At 73.9% G+C, this 13,972-nt stretch carries 12 protein-coding genes; 5 read left to right on the top strand and 7 right to left on the bottom strand.

Annotation, left to right across the window (positions count from 1 at the left end):
- Positions 1-68: 68 nt before the first annotated feature.
- Positions 69-884 (bottom strand): inositol monophosphatase family protein, encoded by an 816-nt coding sequence (locus J3P41_RS18110; protein ID WP_307862068.1) that lies wholly within the window; start codon positions 882-884, stop codon positions 69-71.
- The gene (locus J3P41_RS18115; protein WP_210652103.1) at positions 881-1,996 is read right to left on the bottom strand and encodes a ferrochelatase; all 1,116 of its coding nucleotides are present in this window, start codon (positions 1,994-1,996) and stop codon (positions 881-883) included. Before J3P41_RS18115 ends, J3P41_RS18110 begins: the two co-directional genes overlap by 4 nt.
- A 33-nt stretch (positions 1,997-2,029) precedes the next feature.
- Between J3P41_RS18115 and J3P41_RS18120 the strand changes: the two genes are divergently transcribed.
- Together J3P41_RS18120 and J3P41_RS18125 are read left to right on the top strand one after the other, a co-directional pair.
- A complete protein-coding gene (locus J3P41_RS18120; RefSeq protein WP_210652109.1) occupies positions 2,030-3,214 on the top strand; it encodes an MFS transporter in 1,185 nt (394 codons plus the stop codon).
- Entirely contained in the window at positions 3,211-4,542 is a 1,332-nt protein-coding gene (locus J3P41_RS18125) for a D-arabinono-1,4-lactone oxidase (protein ID WP_210652112.1), read from the top strand. Before J3P41_RS18120 ends, J3P41_RS18125 begins: the two co-directional genes overlap by 4 nt.
- A 419-nt stretch (positions 4,543-4,961) precedes the next feature.
- On the opposite strand, the gene J3P41_RS18130 is transcribed toward J3P41_RS18125, so the two are convergent.
- Complete coding sequence (locus J3P41_RS18130; protein ID WP_210652115.1) at positions 4,962-5,597, bottom strand: trimeric intracellular cation channel family protein; 636 nt, start codon at positions 5,595-5,597, stop codon at positions 4,962-4,964.
- A gap of 189 nt (positions 5,598-5,786) precedes the next feature.
- Here J3P41_RS18130 and sepH point away from each other — a divergent pair, with 189 nt between their 5' ends.
- Together sepH and J3P41_RS18140 are read left to right on the top strand one after the other, a co-directional pair.
- Positions 5,787-6,743 (top strand): septation protein SepH, encoded by a 957-nt coding sequence (gene sepH, locus J3P41_RS18135; protein WP_210652117.1) that lies wholly within the window; start codon positions 5,787-5,789, stop codon positions 6,741-6,743.
- A gap of 2 nt (positions 6,744-6,745) precedes the next feature.
- The gene (locus tag J3P41_RS18140) at positions 6,746-7,579 is read left to right on the top strand and encodes an MOSC domain-containing protein (RefSeq protein WP_210652120.1); all 834 of its coding nucleotides are present in this window, start codon (positions 6,746-6,748) and stop codon (positions 7,577-7,579) included.
- Between the two features lie 27 nt (positions 7,580-7,606).
- On the opposite strand, the gene J3P41_RS18145 is transcribed toward J3P41_RS18140, so the two are convergent.
- Positions 7,607-8,449 carry a sulfurtransferase gene (locus J3P41_RS18145; protein WP_210652122.1) on the bottom strand — a complete coding sequence of 281 codons (843 nt, stop codon included), beginning with the start codon at positions 8,447-8,449 and terminating at the stop codon, positions 7,607-7,609.
- A gap of 54 nt (positions 8,450-8,503) precedes the next feature.
- On the opposite strand from J3P41_RS18145, the gene J3P41_RS18150 reads away from it, so the two are divergent.
- Entirely contained in the window at positions 8,504-9,157 is a 654-nt protein-coding gene (locus tag J3P41_RS18150; RefSeq protein ID WP_210652124.1) for a thymidine kinase, read from the top strand.
- A gap of 48 nt (positions 9,158-9,205) precedes the next feature.
- Here the strand turns inward: J3P41_RS18150 and J3P41_RS18155 are convergent, their stop codons facing one another.
- Genes J3P41_RS18155 through J3P41_RS18165 form a run of 3 tightly spaced genes read right to left on the bottom strand, consistent with a single transcriptional unit; the run spans position 9,206 to position 13,662 of the window.
- Entirely contained in the window at positions 9,206-10,342 is a 1,137-nt protein-coding gene (locus J3P41_RS18155) for an alkaline phosphatase family protein (protein ID WP_210652125.1), read from the bottom strand.
- Complete coding sequence (locus tag J3P41_RS18160) at positions 10,339-10,920, bottom strand: DUF5998 family protein (protein ID WP_210652126.1); 582 nt, start codon at positions 10,918-10,920, stop codon at positions 10,339-10,341. Before J3P41_RS18160 ends, J3P41_RS18155 begins: the two co-directional genes overlap by 4 nt.
- A gap of 27 nt (positions 10,921-10,947) precedes the next feature.
- Complete coding sequence (locus J3P41_RS18165; protein WP_210652127.1) at positions 10,948-13,662, bottom strand: bifunctional GNAT family N-acetyltransferase/acetate--CoA ligase family protein; 2,715 nt, start codon at positions 13,660-13,662, stop codon at positions 10,948-10,950.
- Positions 13,663-13,972 lie beyond the last annotated feature (310 nt).

Below are 13,972 nucleotides of genomic sequence, written 5' to 3' on the forward strand. Positions count from 1 at the left end.
TTCCCCGCCCTCGCGCGTGTTGGTCAATGTTTGTCCAGACCCGTCGAGCGGCCGTCTCCAGCGGGTGTTCAGGCGAGGAACCGGGCCGTCCTGAGAGCCTCGACGAAGGCGTCCCACCCGTCGGCCGGCGTCGCCACGACCACGCCGTCGTGGGGCCAGTCGTCGAGGTCCAAGGTGCCCGGCAGCACGCCGAACCGACCGCCCGCCTCCCGGAGCACCACCGCCGCGGCGCTGTAGTCCCACGGGTGGGGACCCTCCTCGACGTAGGCGTCCGCGGACCCGTCGGCGACGTGGCAGATGTCCAGGGAGCTGGTCCCGATCCGGCGGATGTCGCGGACCACCGGGAGCAACGCGGCCAGGCACCGGGCCTGGTGGGTGCGGACCTCCGGTCGGTAGCCGAACCCGGTCATGACCAGCCGCTGGGCGAGCGGGGGGCTCGGCCGGACCCTGATCGGACGTCCGTCGCGGGTGGCGCCGTGGCCGAGCGCGGCGACGTACTCGACGTCGACGCCGATGCCGACCACCGCGCCGGCGACCGGCTCGCCACCCTGCTCGGCCGCCACGGACACCGCGCAGTCCCGGATGCCGTAGAGATAGTTGACCGTCCCGTCGATCGGGTCGACGACCCAGCGCACACCGCTGGTGCCCGCGTGGTCGTCGCCCTCCTCGCCGAGGATGGCGTCGTCGGGCCGGAGCTCGAGCAGCCGTCGGCGCAGCAGGTCCTCCACGGCACGGTCGGCACGCGTCACCACGTCGGTGTCGCTGGACTTGGTGTCGGCGACGTCCACGCCCTCCTCGCGCATCCGCCGGGCGAGCGCGGCCGCCTCACGGGCCACGGTGAGCGCGACGTCGCGCAGCTCGGCCGGGTCGGCGGGGCGCGTCACGCGTCGCGCCCGCAGAGGGCCGGCCGAGGGCCGCGGGGGTTGGGGCAGCACCCGGCGCCGCACAGGTCGGGGCCGGCCGGCAGCGACCCGAGCGCGGGGCGCTCCGGGTGCTCGCCGCGCTCGGCGGCCGCCCGCTCGAGCAGCAGGTCGCGGACCATGGCGACGAAGCGGTGGTCGACGCCGGGCGTGGCCGCCCGGACGGCCCGCAGGCCGAGCTCCTCGGCGGTGGCCATCGCCTCGGTGTCGAGGTCGTAGATGACCTCCATGTGGTCGGAGACGAAGCCGATGGGCACCATCACCACCTGCCTCACCCCCTCCGCGGCCAGCGCGGCCAGGTGGTCGTTGACGTCCGGCTCGAGCCACGGCGTCGACGGGGCGCCGGATCGCGAGCAGTAGACCAGGTCGTGCTCGTGGTCGCGGCCGGTCGCCTCGCGCACCCGGCGCGCCACCTCCTCGACCGCACTGCGGTGCTGCAGGACGTACGCTCCCCGCGGCTGGGCGTCGGACTCGGGCGGCGCGCCGCTGGTCTCCGCCATCTCGGTGGGGATCGAGTGCGTCACGAAGACGAGCCGGGCGGCCTCGTCGTCGGACAGCTCCGCCAGCGCAGCGAGGCACGCGTCGACGACCGGCTCCACGAAGCCGGGGTGGTTGTAGTACTGCCGCAGTTTGTCCAGCTGCGGGGCGCCCGGGGTCTGCTCGACCGCGTCCCACAGGTTCTCGCGGTACTGCCGGCACGAGGACCACGACGAGTACGCCGAGGTGGTGAACACCGCGGCGCGGGACACACCGTCGGCCACCATCTGGGCGAGGGTGTCGGCGAGGTAGGGGTCCCAGTTGCGGTTGCCGAAGTAGATTGGCAGGTCGATGCCCTGCTCGGCGAGGTCCTGCTCCAGGGCCGCGATCAGTGCCCGGTTCTGGTCGTTGATCGGGCTCTTGCCCCCGAAGAGGAAGTAGTGCTCCCCCACTTGCGCCAGTCTCTCGCGGGGGATCCCCCGCCCCCGTGTCACGTTCTCGAGGAACGGCACCACGTCCTCGGGCCGCTCGGGACCTCCGAAGGAGAGCACCAGCAGCGCGTCGTACGGCTTCACGTCGGGGTGACCCGCAGGATTCATGCCGCCAGCGTAGGCGGCCCTACCATCGCCGCGATGCTCGACTCCTACCGCCGGGTGCTGGCGCGCCCGGGCGCGCTCGCCTTCAGCAGCGCCGCCCTCGTGGCGCGGCTGCCCATCTCCATGGTGGGGCTGGGCATCGTGCTGCTCGTCGAGCAGCGCACCGGCTCCTACGGCCTGGCCGGCACCGTCTCCGCGGTGTTCGTGCTGGCCGAGGCCGCCTTCGCGGTGCTGCACGGTCGGTGGGTCGACCACTTCGGGCAGTCGCGCGTGCTGCCCCTCGCGATCTCGGTCTTCGGCGCCGGGCTCGCCCTGATGATGCTCGCGGTCGAGCAGGACTGGCCGCGGGTGTGGACCTACGTCTTCGCGGCCGTCGCCGGGGCGGCGCTGCCGCAGGTGGGCGCGAGCGTGCGCACCCGCTGGTCGCACCTGCTCGACGACGACGGCGAGAAGCAGACCGCCTTCGCCCTCGAGGCGGTGCTCGACGAGGTCGTGTTCGTGGTCGGGCCGGTCGTCGTGACGCTGCTGGCCACCAGCTGGCACCCGGTCGCTGGTCTGACGTTCGCCCTGCTGTCGGGGGTGGTGGGGACCTTCGCCTTCGCCGCGCAGCGGGCCACCGAGCCGCCCGCCGGGCGCGCCACCGCGGCAGCCGTGCGCGCCCCGATGCCGTGGCGACTGGTCCTCCCGCTGGCGCTGGTCTGCCTCACCCTGGGGGCGCTCTTCGGCGCTGCGGAGGTCACGACCGTGGCGTTCGCCGAGGAGGCAGGACAGCGGTGGGTGGCCGGTTGGCTGCTGGCCGTGTGGTCGCTGGGCAGCCTCGTCGCCGGCCTCGTCACCGGGGCGATCGTCTGGCGCCGCGGCCCCGACGTCCGACTGCGGTGGGGCTCAGCCGCCATGGCGCTGGCCATGGCGCCGCTGGCCTTCATCTCCTCGGTCCCGCTGATGGCCGTCGTGCTGCTGGTCGGCGGCCTCGCCATCGCGCCCACGATGATCAGCGCGATGACGATGGTGGAGCAGGGCGTGCCGTCCGGCCGGCTCACCGAGGGGATGGCGATCCTGCACACCGGCATCGTCGCCGGCGTGGCGCCCGGCGCGAGCATCGCGGGCTTCGTCGTCGACCACAGCGGCGCCTCGGCGGCGTACGTCGTCGCGCTGGCCGGCGGCGTCCTCGGTGCGCTCGCGGCCCAGACCGCGCCCCGATCCCCTACCGTGCGAGCATGACGACCTTTGTCCGACCGAGCCTCGGCGCCCACTGGAGCAACTGGTCGGGTCTCGAGGAGGCCGACGCGCGCCACGTCGAGACTCCCGGGTCGGTCGAGGCCGTGGTCGCCGCCGTACGGCGAGCGCGCGTGGCCGGCGGCACGGTGAAGATGGCGGGCGCGGGGCACAGCTTCACCGCCATCGCGGCGCCCGAGGACACGCTGCTGCGGCCCGAGGCACTCACCGGGGTCCTCGAGGTGGACCGCCGGGCGATGACGGTGACGGCTCGCGCCGGCACGCCGCTGAAGGAGCTCAACCTCGCCCTGGAGCGGCTCGGCCTCTGCCTGCACAACATGGGCGACATCGCCGAGCAGACCCTGGCCGGCGCCACCTCCACCGGCACCCACGGGACCGGGGGCACGGCCGCGGGACTGTCCGCCCAGCTGGCCGCGCTCGAGCTCGTCACCGGGACCGGCGAGGTGCTGCGGGCCTCCGCCACCGAGAACCCGGACGTCTTCGACGTGGCTCGCGTCGGTCTCGGCGCACTGGGGATCCTGACCAGCCTCACCTTCCACGTCGAGCCGCTCTTCGTCCTCGAGGCCCACGAGCAGCCGATGACCTGGGACCGGGCGCTCGGCTCCTTCGACGAGATGACCGCGCAGGCTCATCACGTCGACATGTACTGGTTCCCGCACACCGACCGGCTGGTGGTCAAGCAGAACGTGCGCACCGACCTCGAGCCCGGCGAGCAGGAACCGCCCTCGCGGCTCGCGGCCTGGTGGGAGGACGAGCTGGTCTCCAACACCGTCTTCGGTGCGCTGTGCCGGGTGGGCTCGCGGGCGCCGGGCCTGGTCCCCCGCATCAACCGGCTGGCCGGGCGCGCGCTGTCCGAGCGCCGCTACAGCGACCTCGCGCACCGGGTCTTCGTGTCGCCGAGGCGGGTGCGCTTCCGCGAGATGGAGTACGCCGTCCCCCGCGAGGTCGGCCTCGACGTGCTGCGCGAGTGCCGGCGGGTGATCGACGCCAGCGACTGGCGCATCGCCTTCCCGGTCGAGGTCCGCACCGCGCCGGCCGACGACGTCCCGCTGTCGACCGCGCACGGGCGCGACAGCCTCTACCTCGCCTTCCACGTGCCCCACGACACCGACCACACGGCGTACTTCGGTGGCCTGGAACCGGTCCTGCGCGAGGCCGGTGGCCGCCCGCACTGGGGCAAGGTGCACACGCGCACGGCGGCCGACCTCGCGCCGGCGTACAGCCGGTTCGACGACTTCCTTGCGATGCGCGAGCGCCTCGACCCCGACCGCGTCTTCGCCAACGCGTACCTGCGTCGGGTGCTCGGCGACTGACGTCCTTGCGCCCGCTGGCTGGGGCCCGCTGGCTGGTCCCGGCCCAGCGGTGAGCCACCCACATCGCGACGCCCCGGAACGTGGCTCACACACCGCCCGCCGCCCCAGCGGTGAGCCACCCACATCGCAGCGCCCCGGAATGTGGCTCACACACCGCCCGCCGCCCCAGCGGTGAGCCACCCACATCGCAGCGCCCCGGAATGTGGCTCACGCACCGCCCGGCGCCCCAGCGGTGAGCCACCCACATCGCAGCGCCCCGGAATGTGGCTCACGCACCGCCCGCCGCGCCCAGCGGTGAGCCACCCACATCGCAGCGCCCGAGAATGTGGCTCACACACCGCCCGCCGCGGCGGCGGTGAGCCACCCACATCGCGGCGCCCCGGAACGTGGCTCACACACCGCCCGCCGAGGCGGCGAGCTCAGACGTTGGCCGGCCCCCGAGGCAGCGGCGCCTGCCAACCCCGTACGAGCGCGAGCAGCCGCCACCCGAGGCACGTCGTGAAGCCGGCCGCGGCCACCACGCCGAGAGGTACGCCGCTGCGGTCGAGCAGGACCGCGACGCCGGCGCCGGCGAGCGCGGGCGTGGCGTACAGCACGCCCTCGAAGATCACCGGCACCCGGCCGGCGAGGACGTCGCGCAGGATGCCGCCCCCGATGCCGGTCACCATCCCCATCAGCGCGGCCGGCAGCGGGCCGAGCCCGTGATCGAGGGCCTTGAGCGCCCCGGTGACGCAGAACAGCGCGAGCCCGCAGGCGTCGAAGAGGGTCACGAGCCGCTCGAGCCGCCCGATGGCGGGGTGGAAGAAGAAGGTCAGCAGCCCGGCGGCCACCGGCACGAGGAGGTAGCGCCAGTCCGCGAGCGCGGCCGGCGGCGTGGCGCCGATCAGCACGTCGCGCACGAAGCCCCCGCCGAGTCCGGTGACGCCGGCGAGGACCGTGGCCGCGAACAGGTCGAGGTTCTTGCGCACCGCGACGAGGCCACCGGTCACGGCGAAGACGAAGATGCCCACGAGGTCGAGCACGACGAGGGTCGTGGCGAGCTCGGTGTCAGGCACGTGCCGAAGGCTAGGACGCGGGACGGCACCGGCCCAAGCCGGCCATCGTGCGGCCGGCGTCCCCGGGCGGGTGGGGGTCCGGCGCGCCGCGGGCCTGCCCCTCGCGCGGGCGCCGCTGGCGTAGGCTCGCCGGAACGGATGCCCGGCGCATCGACGACCACCATCAACGCAGGCAGGAGCCCGCCGTCCATGGCCAAGCTGACGTTCACCGGACGCAGCCGGGACGGCAAGCGCCTGCTGCTGGTGGACGGGTCGGGACAGGAGCACTTCCTGGTCGTCGACGCCCGCCTCCGCCGCGCCATCACCGGCGTGCCCGACAGCAACGGCCAGTTGGAGATCCCGATGGAATCAAGCCTCCGCCCCCGCGACATCCAGGCGCGCATCCGTGCCGGCGAGAGCGCCGAGTCGGTCGCGCACGCCGCCGGCACGTCGGTCGAGAAGATCATGCCGTTCGCCGCCCCCGTTCTGGCCGAGCGCGCACACGTCGCGCAGCGCGCCCAGCTCGCCTCGTTGCGTCGCCGCGCCACCGAGTCCGGCGCCCGCACCCTCGGCGACGCGGTGAGCGCGCACCTGCGCGCGCACAACACCGACCCGGACTCGATCGAGTGGGACGCCTGGCGCCGCGAGGACGGCCGCTGGACCCTGACCGCGATGTACGACGTCGCCGGCCGCTCCGGGATCGCGACCTTCTCCCACGACCCGCGCGGCAGCTTCGTCACCGTCGACGACGAGGACGCCCGCTGGCTGGTCGGCGACAGCGCGCCCGCCGAGCCCGCGGGTCCCGCCGCCGACGACCTCGCCGCCGCTCGCCAGCGGCGGCTGAGCGCGGTCGGGGGCGACGACCTCGGTGCGGACGCGATCGAGCTGGTGGCCGGCGACAGGACCGGCAGCGACCCCGGTGACGAGACCGCCGACCCGACCGCCAACGAGACCACCATGGACCTGACCGAGCTCGGCGCCGAGCGGCCCGTCGAGGCCCTCGACGAGAGAGGCGACGAGCCCGCCCCGTCGCAGCCCGCCCCGGCCGCGCAGGAGCCCGCCGCCGAGGCTCCTGCCGAGCCCCGCTCCCGCCCGGCGAGGAAGCGCGGTCGCGCATCCGTGCCGAGCTGGGACGAGATCATGTTCGGCGGCGGCAAGAACGACTGACCGTGCGGCTGGTCGGGCTCAACGTCCACCCCCTCAAGTCCGGCGCCGTACGCCCGGTGGAGGCCGCCACGGTGCTCCCCGGTGGCCTCCAGGACGACCGGTCGTGGATGCTCGTCGACGGTGACGGCCGCTTGGTCTCGGCCCGTGAGGCCCACGCGACGTTCCGGATCGTCGCGGACACCCCGGCGACCGACCCGAGGGTGAGTCATGCGCTTCGCCTGCGGGCGCCGGGGGTGGAGGACCTGCTGCTGGGCCGGCCCGACGGCCATCCGGTGCCCGTCCGGCTCTTCTCCCTGGACCTGCGCGCCATCCCCGTGCCCGAGGCGGACGCCTGGATCGCCGCCGTGCTGGGGCGCCCGGACGTACGGCTCGTGTGGTGCCACGACCCGGCGCGACGGGTGCTGCAACCGGGCTACTCGCAGCCGGGCGACCACACGTCCTTCGCCGACTCCTTCCCCGTCACCCTCGCCTCGCTCTCCTCTCTCCGGCGGCTCGACGACTGGATCGCCGAGCGGGCCCTCGAGCTGGGCGAGGAGCAACCGGGGCCGCTGCCGGTCGAGCGGTTCCGCGCCAACCTGGTGGTCGACGGCGAGGAGCCCTTCGCCGAGGACGACTGGACGGGACTGCAGGTGGGCGCCGTGCGGTTCCGCGTCGCGAAGCCGACGAGCCGCTGCGTGATGACGACCATCGACCCCGCCACCCTCACCACGGCCCGGGAGCCGATCCGCACGCTGGCGCGACACCGGCGGGTCGGCGGCAAGACGATGTTCGCCGTCCACCTGGTCCCCGAGGCGGGCGGCCGCATCCAGGTCGGCGACGCCGTCCGCGCCTCGTGAGCCCGTCAGCCTGCCCGCGCCAACACCTCAGCGGCCGGTGGCGACGGGCCGGTCCGGGTCGGTGATCCAGCCGCTCCAGCTGCCGGGGTAGAGCGCCGCCTCGATCCCCGCCAGCTCCATCGCCAGCACGTCGTGGGCCGCGGTGACGCCGGACCCGCAGTAGGCGGCGACCGACCCGGCGGCGTGCGCGCCGACGCGGGCGTACGCCTCGCGCAGCTGCGCGCGGGACCGGAACCGGCCACGTTCGTCGAGGTTCTCGGTCGTGGGCACGTTGGCCGCGCCGGGGATGTGCCCGGCGACGGCGTCGACCGGCTCGGTCTCCCCGGCGTACCGCTCGGGCGCTCGGGCGTCCACGAGCACGTCCACGTCGCCCAGGGTCTCGGCCTCCACGACGGGCATGTGCTTGATCGTCGAGACGGTGAAGTCACCCGGCTCCGGCGCGCTCTCCCCCGACTCGACCGGGTGCCCGTCCTCGAGCCACGCGGTCCAGCCGCCGTCGAGCACGCGTACGTCGCGGTGGCCGTGGTGGCGCAGCAGCCACCACGCCCGGGCCGCCGCTCGCCCCTGCCAGTCGTCGTACACGACGACGGTCCGGTCGCCGCAGACGCCCGAGCGGCGCATCGCCGCCTCGAACCGCGCCTCGTCCGGCAGCGGGTGGCGCCCGTCGGCGCCCGGCGGATCGGCCAGGTCGCGGTCGAGGTCGACGTACGCGGCGCCCGGCACGTGGCCGGCCGCGTGCTCGTCGCGGCCCGGCGGGCCGCCCATGGCGTAGCGGACGTCGAGGACGGTCACGTCCCCGAGGCGGGCCGCGAGCTCGTCGGTGGTGATCAGCGGTCCGGATCCGGCGGTCCCGGCGAAGTCCTGGTCCATGCGCGGCACGGTAGCCGTCGCGGCGGGCGGTCGCTGTGACAAGATCCCCGGGACATGGCTGAACTGCACTTCTTCACGGGCACGATGGACTCCGGCAAGTCCACGCTGGCGCTCCAGACCAACCACAACCACGCCGCCCGCGGACGCGTCGGCCGCATCTTCACCACCCACGACCGAGCCGGCCAGGCCGTGCTGTCCAGCCGGCTGGGGCTCACCCACGAGGCGCTCGAGGTCGACGCGGCGTTCGACTTCTGGAGCTACGTCGTCGACACGCTGACGCGCGGAGGACGCATCGACTACCTGATCTGCGACGAGGCCCAGTTCTACTCCGCCGCCCAGATCGACCAGCTCGCCAAGGTCGTCGACGAGCTGCAGATCGACGTGTTCGCCTTCGGGATCCTCACCGACTTCCGCACCGTGCTGTTCCCCGGCAGCGCCCGCCTCGTCGAGCTGGCGGACCGGATGAACGTCCTGCAGGTCGAGGCGCTGTGCTGGTGCGGCAAGCGGGCCACCCACAACGCCCGCACCGAGAACGGCGCGATGGTCGTCGAAGGCGAGGTGATCGTCGTGGGCGACGTCGACCAGGTCGACGAGCCCGCCGCCGACGTCGCCTACGAGGTGCTGTGCCGCCAGCACCACCGGCGCCGCCTCACCGCGGCGCGCGCCAAGGCCGTCAGCCTGGCCCCCGAGCCGCTGCCCTTCGGCTGAGCGCTCACCGGTCGCGGTCGCGACGTCGTGCTGGCCGGCGCGCCCGGCTCAGCCGACCAGGATCGGGATGAGCATCTCGGCCGACGTCAGGGAGCCGTGCAGCCCGACCAGGGTGTCCTCGTAGGCGAAGTCGCGCGTCGAGACGACCGCGGTGTCGCCGTGGCAGGCGACCATGACGTCACCGAGGCGCGGCAGCACGCCCGGTGCGACCGCGCCGAACCATCCCCGCTCGACCGCCTCCTCGCGCGCCAGCACCGTCGCGGCGTCCCCGAGCACCTCGCGCCAGGCGGCCACCACGTCGGTGACCGCCCCGGCCGAGCAGTAGAGGTGGCGGAACCGGGCCTCGCCCCCGAGCAGCGCCACGCCGTCGCGCATCCCGTCGACCTCGTCGACGTCGACGCGCGCCTCGCGGGGGCTGTCGACCATGCCGTGGTCGGCCACCACGAGCAGCCGGGTCTGCGGAGGCAGCGCCTCGCGCAGCTGCTCGGCCTCGGCGTCGACCATGGCCAGCTGCTGCAGCCACTGCGTCGAGGCCACGCCGAACTTGTGCCCGGTCCAGTCGAGGTCGGAGTCGTAGACGTAGGTCAGGGACGGCTCGTGGCCCGAGGCGCTCACGGTCGCGGCGATGCGCTCGCCGACGCGGTCGGCGCCGACGTACGACGCCCCGCGCTGCGAGGCGAGCGTCAGCCCCGTTCCCGCGAACTCGCGCTTGTTGACCGAGGTGACGTGCACGCCGGCGTGCGCGAGCCGGCCGAGCGCCGTCGGGTGCGGCTGCCACTCGAGGGGGTCGATGGACTTGTCCCACCCGAGGTGGTTGAGCAGGCGGTCGGTGCCGGGGATCCGGGCGGTGAACCCGACCAGCCCGTGGGCGCCCGGTGGCAGCCCGGTCCCGAGGGACGTCAGCGAGGTCGCCGTCGTCGACGGCACTCCCGCCGTGCCGGTGGAGTCCTCGCCCAGCAGCGAGGACAGGTACGGCGCAGCGTGGGCGTGCCGGGCGAGGAGCTCGGCGCCCATGCCGTCGACGAGGAACAGCACGTACGACGGCGCGGGCGGCAGCTCGAGGCCGTCGGGGTGAGCGTCGAGCGCGACGCCGAGGGCGCGTGCGACCGACGGGACCACGTCGGCGAGCGAGCGGTCACCGTAGGCCGGCGGCGTGAACCCCGGCCGGTCGGGCGCCGTGGTCACCCGCGCGTGCGCGAGGAGAGCGCGTCGGAGAAGGCGAGGAGACCGGCCACGGCGTCGGCGCCCTCCGCCGCGGCGGAGACGCGCAGCGTGTAGTCGTCACCGGCGAGCGTGCCGGTGTAGCCGTGGTCGGCGTCGCAGTTGGGGTCCGAGCAGGCGGCCGGCTCGAGGTCGAGTCGCCCGACGCCGCCCCAGCCGATGGTCAGCACGGCCTCGGCCGGCGGCGCGACGCCGGCCGTCGGGTTGGCCACCATCCGGGTCACCACGACGGTGCGGATCGAAGTGAGCGTGACCGCCTCGGTCGTGGTGGACGTGTAGGGCTCGGGGAGCATGTCGTCGCCGGGGTGCTCGTCGGTGTGGGCGATCACCAAGCGCGTCGGGGTGAGCAGCAGCGCCGTCAGGTGGCGGCGTACCTCCTCGTGGTCGAACGTCGTCTCGTGGTGCACGAAGTACGACAGCACCTCCTCGCCGCCTGCGGCGGAGAAGACGCCGTCGGTGACGACCTCGGGGTAGTAGCCGGTGCGGTGGATCGCCTGGCGGAGCTCGGAGGAGACGTCCGCGTCACGGGTGGAGCGGGGCATGGTCGCAGTCTGTCACGCTCGCGCGCGTCAGTCGGGAAGAGTGTCCCCCGGCATCGTGCTGAGCCGCCGCACGAACCAGTCGGAACGGGAGTCCTTCACCGGCTCGACCCGCACGTTGGCGCCCAGCACGGTGGCGCCCGCGGCGCCGGCCAGCACCAGCGGCAGCTGGAGCGCGCGCACCTGCGGCAGGTCGTGCTGGAGCGCAGCGACCTGCCGGAGCAGGCGCTCGATCTCGGCCACGTCGACGATCTCGCTGCCCCGGTAGCCGAACAGCAGCGGCGAGGCCTTGATCTCGCGCACCATGTCCTGCGCGTCGTGGTCGGCGAGCGGCGGGATCCGGAACGACCGGTCGCCGAGCAGCTCCGTCAGCGGCCCGCCGATGCCGAACGACAGCACGGGCCCGAACAGCGGGTCCTCCATCGTGGCGATGGTGACCGGGACGCCCGGCGGCGCGTTGCGCTGGACGACGAAGCCGGCGCGCTCGGGGTCGGTGATGAGCGAGTTCAGGGAGCGCCAGGCGACGGCCATCTCGGCTTGGTTGTCGATGTTGCGCCACACGTGGGCGAGGTCGGGCCGGTCGCGCAGGTGGTCGGCGGTGGCCTTGAGCACCACGTCCCAGCCCAGCGCCTCCCCCGCCGCCGTCGCCTCGTCGAGCGACTCCACGGCGTACGTCTCCCACAGGTCGATGTGGTAGGCCCGCAGCAGGCGGCGCTGCTCCTCGAAGTCGAGGTCGCGCCCCTCGGGATGGTTCATCAGGACCTCGTTGACGAGGTGGCGCGCGGCGTCGCGATCGTTGCTGGCGACCTCCACCGCCGGCGACTGCGGCACCCGCACCCACACCGCGTAGTCCACGACGCGGGCGAGGGCGCGGACGGCGGCCTCCACGGCGGGGTACGACGGCACGGACCCGCGCCCGGCGCTCGAGCCGGCGACGTCGGGGACCCGCAGCAGCTCCGGGACGCCCTCGGTCCCGAGGAAGGTCGAGACGATCGGCTTGTCGGACTGCTCGCCGACGGCGGCCAGCACGTTGGCCACGTCCTCGCGAGCGCCGTCGACGTTGAGCGGCGGGATGAAGATCGCGACCACCGCGTCCACCTCGGGGTCGTCGATGGCGGCGTCGAGGGCGTCCTCGAAGTCCTCGGCCGTGGCGTCGGCGCCGAGTGCCACCTGCTTGTTGACGACCAGCCCGACCGCGTTGGCCGCGTCGGTCGCGAGCAGCCCCAACGCGTCGGAGTTGCCCACGATCGCCACCCGCCGACCGCGTGGCAGCGGCTGGTGGGCCAGCAGCTGGGCGACGTCGAACATCTCCTCCAGCGACTCGACCTGGATGATGCCGGCCTGGCGGAACATCGCGTCCACGGCCTCGGGCGGCGCACCGATCTTGCGGACCGCGTGTCCCATCGGCACGCCCTGGGAGCTGCGGCCCGAGCGCACCGCCACGATCGGCTTGCGGCGGCTGACCCGGCGGGCGATGCGGGAGAACTTGCGCGGGTTGCCGATCGACTCCAGGTAGAGCAGCACGACCTCGGTCGCGTCGTCCTCCTCCCAGTACTGCAGGAGGTCGTTGCCCGACACGTCGGCGCGGTTGCCGGCGCTGACGAACGTGGTGAGGCCGAGACCGCGGTTCTGCACCTTCTCCAGGATCGCCGAGCCCAGCGCGCCGGACTGGCAGAAGAACCCGGCGCGACCTCGCGGCGGCATGACGGAGGACAGGGACGCGTTGAGCGAGACGTCGGGGTCGGTGTTGATGATGCCCAGGGCGTTCGGGCCGATGAGCCGCAGGCCGTACGATCGCGACAGCCCGACCAGGCGGCGCTGGCGTAGCCGGCCCTCCTCGCCGGTCTCGGCGAAGCCGGAGGAGATCACGACCAGGCCGTGGACGCCCTTGGCGGCGCAGTCGAGGACGACGTCCTGCACCGCGTCGGCGGGGACGGCGACGATCGCGACGTCGACGTCACCGGGGATCTCCCCCACCGACTTCCACGCCGGCATCCCCGCGACCGAGTCGGCGCTCGGGTTGACCACGTGGATACGGCCGGAGAAGTTGCCGAGCACGAGGTGGCGCACGAGCGCACGACCGATGGTGTCCTGGCGCCGGCTGGCGCCGATGATCGCCACGGACCGGGGCGCGAAGAAGCGCTCGATCGAGGCGTACTCGGCCCGGTGCTCGCGCTGCTCCATCACCCCGATCGCGGTGTCGGTCGGGTCGATGCGGAACACCAGCTCCATCACGCCGTCCTCGAACGCGCTCTTGACCTGGTAGCCGGCGTCCTTGAACGTGTGGATCATCGCCTGGTTGTCGGGAAGCACCTCCGCGACAAACTCCTCGATCCCGCGCTCGCGACCCGCTTGCGCGAGGTGCTCGAGCAGGAGCTGGCCGATCCCGCGACCCTGGTGCTTGTCCTCGACCAGGAACGCCACCTCGGCGTAGCCGGGGCGGATGGTGTCGTAGCGGCCGACGGCGATCATCTGGCCCGCGACCAGCAGGATCATCGCGACCCGCTCGCGGTGGTCGACGCGGGTGAAGCGGTCGAGGTCGCGGTCGGACAGCTCGGGCATCGGGGAGAAGAACCGGTAGTACTTCGACTGGTCGGAGACCCGGCTGTAGAACTCGACGAGCAGCTCGCGGTCCTCCGGCTGGATCGGCCGGATGTGCGCGGTGCGGCCGTCGCGCAGCAGGACGTCCGCCTCCCAGTGGCGCGGCGGGGGCGGCGTCGTCGGCAGGGCGTCCGCTTCGGTCACGGCTGCAATCTATCCGGAACGCACACCCGAAGCCCGAGCAGCGACCAACCGGTCGCCCGTACGCCGCGCCGCCTCCTGCGCCCCGATCGGCTCGAACGCTCATCGTGGAGGATCCGTGTCGCTGGGTGACTCGGATCCTCCACGATCCTGCAGGGATCCCCGGCTAGCCGGGGAACCCCACCTCGCCCCGAGCCCGGCACCGGCGCCCGCACCCCGCCGGCCCGCGGAGCGGAGCCGCGCCGCAGGACTGCTCGGGGCGTACCGGCGAGCCCCGGGCCCGAGACGCGGGAGCACCGGGAAGAATGGCGCG

The sequence above is a fragment of the Nocardioides sp. SYSU D00065 genome, assembly GCF_017916425.1.
Taxonomy (GTDB): Bacteria; Actinomycetota; Actinomycetes; order Propionibacteriales; family Nocardioidaceae; genus Nocardioides.